Annotated in this window: 5 protein-coding genes and 1 pseudogene; all 6 read right to left on the reverse strand. The window is 61.2% G+C overall.

Annotated elements, in window-relative coordinates; genetic code table 11:
* Positions 1 to 110: pseudogene (locus tag FQV27_RS18625) on the reverse strand (electron transfer flavoprotein subunit alpha/FixB family protein); the annotation flags it as partial.
* Positions 110 to 868, reverse strand: a complete 759-nt coding sequence (locus FQV27_RS18630) for an electron transfer flavoprotein subunit beta/FixA family protein (protein WP_147101587.1) — start codon at positions 866 to 868, stop codon at positions 110 to 112. The pseudogene FQV27_RS18625 and the gene FQV27_RS18630, both read right to left, overlap by 1 nt.
* 25 nt (positions 869 to 893) lie before the next feature.
* On the reverse strand, positions 894 to 1,328 hold the full coding sequence (locus tag FQV27_RS18635; RefSeq protein ID WP_147101591.1) for a PaaI family thioesterase: 435 nt from the start codon (positions 1,326 to 1,328) through the stop codon (positions 894 to 896).
* Entirely contained in the window at positions 1,328 to 2,410 is a 1,083-nt protein-coding gene (locus FQV27_RS18640; RefSeq protein ID WP_147101595.1) for an acyl-CoA dehydrogenase family protein, read from the reverse strand. Before FQV27_RS18640 ends, FQV27_RS18635 begins: the two co-directional genes overlap by 1 nt.
* A gap of 5 nt (positions 2,411 to 2,415) precedes the next feature.
* The gene (locus tag FQV27_RS18645) at positions 2,416 to 3,600 is read right to left on the reverse strand and encodes an acyl-CoA dehydrogenase family protein (RefSeq protein WP_147101598.1); all 1,185 of its coding nucleotides are present in this window, start codon (positions 3,598 to 3,600) and stop codon (positions 2,416 to 2,418) included.
* A 4-nt stretch (positions 3,601 to 3,604) separates the two neighbouring features.
* On the reverse strand, positions 3,605 to 3,784 hold a 180-nt coding region (locus FQV27_RS18985; RefSeq protein ID WP_186827384.1), incomplete at its 5' end, for a hypothetical protein.

A 3,784-nucleotide genomic window follows, 5' to 3' on the forward strand; every position in this document is an offset into this window, starting at 1 on the left:
GCGCACAGCACCGTCACATCGCCTAAGCCCTTGACCGCGTTCACCGCCTTGGCGGTGGCATCGACGCTCAGCTCTCCATTGGTGACTTCACCCAGCAGCAGAACAGCCATCACACAACCCCCGCTTCTTTCAGTTTCGACACAAGTTCGTCGACCGAGCCGACGATGATCCCGGCCTTGCGCCCTTCCGGTTCCTTGACCGAGACGATTTCCAGCCGCGGGCTGACATCGACGCCGTAATCCGCCGCCGTCTTCTCATCCAGGGGCTTCTTCTTCGCCTTCATGATATTCGGCAGCGAGGCATAACGCGGCTCGTTCAGGCGCAGGTCGGCGGTGACGATCGCGGGCAGCTTGACCTGAATCGTCTGCAGACCGCCATCGACCTCACGCGTGACCTTCGCCGCCTCGCCCTCGATTTCCACCTTGCTGGCAAAGGTCGCCTGACCCCAGCCGAGCAGTGCCGCCAGCATCTGGCCGGTCGCGTTCATGTCATTGTCGATGGCCTGCTTGCCGGCGATGACCAGCTTCGGCTGTTCTTCGTCGATCACGGCTTTCAGGATCTTGGCGACCGCCAGCGGTTCGATATCGGTATGCACATCGTCGGCGGCCACGACCAGAATCGCCCGGTCCGCCCCCATCGCGAGCGCCGTGCGCAGCGTTTCCGCCGCCTGCTTCACGCCGATGGAAACCACCACGACCTCCTCGGCCTTGCCCGCTTCCTTCAGCCGGATCGCCTCTTCGACGGCAATCTCGTCAAAGGGGTTCATCGACATCTTCACATTCGCAAGATCGACACCAGAACCGTCAGACTTCACCTTCGCCTTCACGTTATAGTCAATCACCCGTTTTACCGGCACGAGAACCTTCATCGCTTTTTCCCTCTTTTTCCGGTCATCAGGCAGTGCCGAAGACGCGGAATGTTGCAGTTGCACTGGCGAGCAGCCTTCCGGTTGCGTCGCGAAGTTCCGCCTCGGCGAATTTCATCGACTTGCCGCCACCAGCGACGTGGCCCGTCGCGGTCACAAGACCCTCGCTGACGCTGTCGATGAAATTGATCGCAATCGAGACGGTCACCACGACCGCATCGGCATTGCCTACCGCATTGCGCACCGCGATGCCGCAGCCATTGTCCAGCAGCATCGACACAAAACCACCATGCAGAATGCCAAGGCGGTTGAGATGCTGGGGTCCGACTTCAAGCGAACATGCGCCACCGACCTCACCCGGCCAGTAGGACCGATAGCCCACCAGATCGGAGGCCCCCGAACCGTCAACATCCGGCGGAAGCTGACCCCCGCCATTGCCATTGGTCTGACCGTTACTGACCATCAGGCAGCCTCTCGCGTGGGGGCGCTGCTTGCAATGCGCAGGGCGTGATCGGTGCGATCACCAAGCTGATGATCGATCATCACCAGACGCTTGGCATAATGCGCGCCGGGATATTCCCAGGTCATGCCGATGCCGCCGTGAAGCTGAATTGCCTCCTCTGCAATGTGACGTCCGGCGCGGCCGATCAGGTTCTTGGCCATGGAAACCACACGCGACTGATCAGGCGAGCCATACGCGGCCACCGCCGCAATCGTGATCGAGCGGGCCTGTTCCAATTCGACCAGCATGTCGACAACGCGATGCTGCAACGCCTGAAAGCTGGCGATTTCCCGTCCGAACTGCTTGCGCTGTTTCATGTAGTCCACGGTCAGTTCGATCAGATGGGTCATTGCACCTACGGCCTCGGCGCAGAGCGCAATGCGACCGAGATCCAGCACGTCTTCGATCTGGCGCGTCGCATCGGGCGACAGGCACTTGACCTGAAGACCGTCCATGACCAGATCGGCGATACCGCCGCCATCGATCATCGCCGCCTCGATCAGTTCGGGCTTTTCAGCAAGAAATATACCGATCCCCTGCCCTGTCCGCGCAGCGACAAGCACGTAATCGGCACCGGGCGCACCGTAGATCGCCGATTTGCGGCCTGTCAGAAACCACCGGTCCCCTTCCTGCCGTGCCTCTGCCTTTATGTGGCTAAAGTCGCAGGCCGCCTGGGGTTCATAAATCGCAAGCGCGCATCGCGCCTCGCCGCCGATCACGGCCTCGACAAGTTCCTCGCAGCCGAAATCGGCGAGAAGGCGCAGGCCCATCAGCGTGCCCAGCATCGGCTCGGCGCAAAGCGCACGGCCGATTTCCTCGAACACCACGGCGACATCTTCGGCGCTGCCCCCGAACCCGCCACGTTCTTCGCTGATGAAGGCACCGACCGTGCCCAGGCCGGCCAATGCCTCCCACGTATCAGCAGAGTGATAGGGCGCAGCATAGGCCTGTTCGTTACGCGCCTCGATCTCGTAGTTATCTGCCAGGAAACGCCGCAGCGTGTCCGACAGCATCTGATGGTCTTCGGAAAGGTTGAAGTCCATGACGATCACCCCCTGAACAGTTCTTTGGCAACGATGTTGCGCTGGATTTCATTGGCACCGCCGAAGATCGACAGCTTGCGATGGTTGAAATAGACGGGCGCGGCACGCGCTGCGTCGACGGGAACCGTCAGCTCGTTGTCCGACAGATCATCCGCGTTGGGTGCAGCCTGCGGTCCAAGCGCCGAGCGGTACAGGTCCTGCAGCGACTGGCGGATCTGCGTCCCTTTCAGCTTCAGAAGCGAGCTTTCAACACCCCCTGCGGCACCGTCCCGCGTCTTGGCCAGCATACGCAGATTGGTGATCCTGAGCGCTTCGAGATCCGCCTCTATTTCCGCGGCGCGCGCGGCGTAGATCGGGTTATCGGCAATGCGCTGACTGTCGCGGGTGACTTCGGCTGCAAGTTCGTGGAAGCGTTCCAGATCCTTGGTGGCGAAGCCGATACCCGCGATATTCGTGCGTTCATGCGTCAGAAGATACTTCGCGATTGTCCAACCCTGATTTTCCTCGCCGACCAGATTGGCAACGGGGACACGGGCATCGGTGAAAAAGACCTCGTTCACCTCATACCCGCCGTCGATCAGACGGATGGGGCGCATCTCGACGCCGGGTGTGTCGAGATCGACGAGCAGGAAGCTGATCCCGGCCTGCGGCTTCACCTCGTTATCGGTGCGCACGAGGCAGAAGATCTTGTTCGCGTGCTGACCAAGCGTGGTCCAGGTCTTCTGACCATTGACGATATAGTCATCGCCATCTCGCACTGCGCGCGTCTTCAGGCTGGCAAGGTCTGACCCGGCGCCCGGCTCGGAATAGCCCTGACACCACCAGTCGGTGCCGTCGATGATGCGCGGCAGGATCTCGGCCTTCTGCTGCTCGCTGCCGAACTTGATCAGAACCGGCCCGAGCATGTTCAGCCCGAATGGTGGCATGCGCGGCGCATTGTTCAGCGCGCATTCCTCCGAGAAGATATGCCGTTCCACCGCGGTCCAGCCCGGACCGCCGTTTTCCTTGGGCCAGGTCGTGGCGACCCAGCCCTTTTCGTTCAGGATCGCCTGCCAGCGCAGGATCTGTTCCTTTTCCAGTTCCCGGCCTTCGGCAACCGCACGCGCAACGTCGTCGGGCAACCGGTCGTTCAGGAAGCTGCGCACCTCGTCACGGAAAGCCCTTTCATCATCAGAGAATTCGAGGTTCATGGGGTTACTCCTTGTTGAGATCGGCGAAGGTTTTTCCCGACTGAGCGAGGGTTCGCAGCAGTTTGGGGACCTGCCAGTAATGGGGGTCTTCTTGTGCATAGGCCTCGATGCGCGTGATCAGGGCTTCTGCGCCGATGCGGTCGGCATAGTTCAGCGGGCCGCCGAGATGGCGGGGGAAACCGTA

The organism is Paracoccus aurantiacus (genome assembly GCF_007993065.1).
Lineage (GTDB): Bacteria > Pseudomonadota > Alphaproteobacteria > Rhodobacterales > Rhodobacteraceae > Paracoccus > Paracoccus aurantiacus.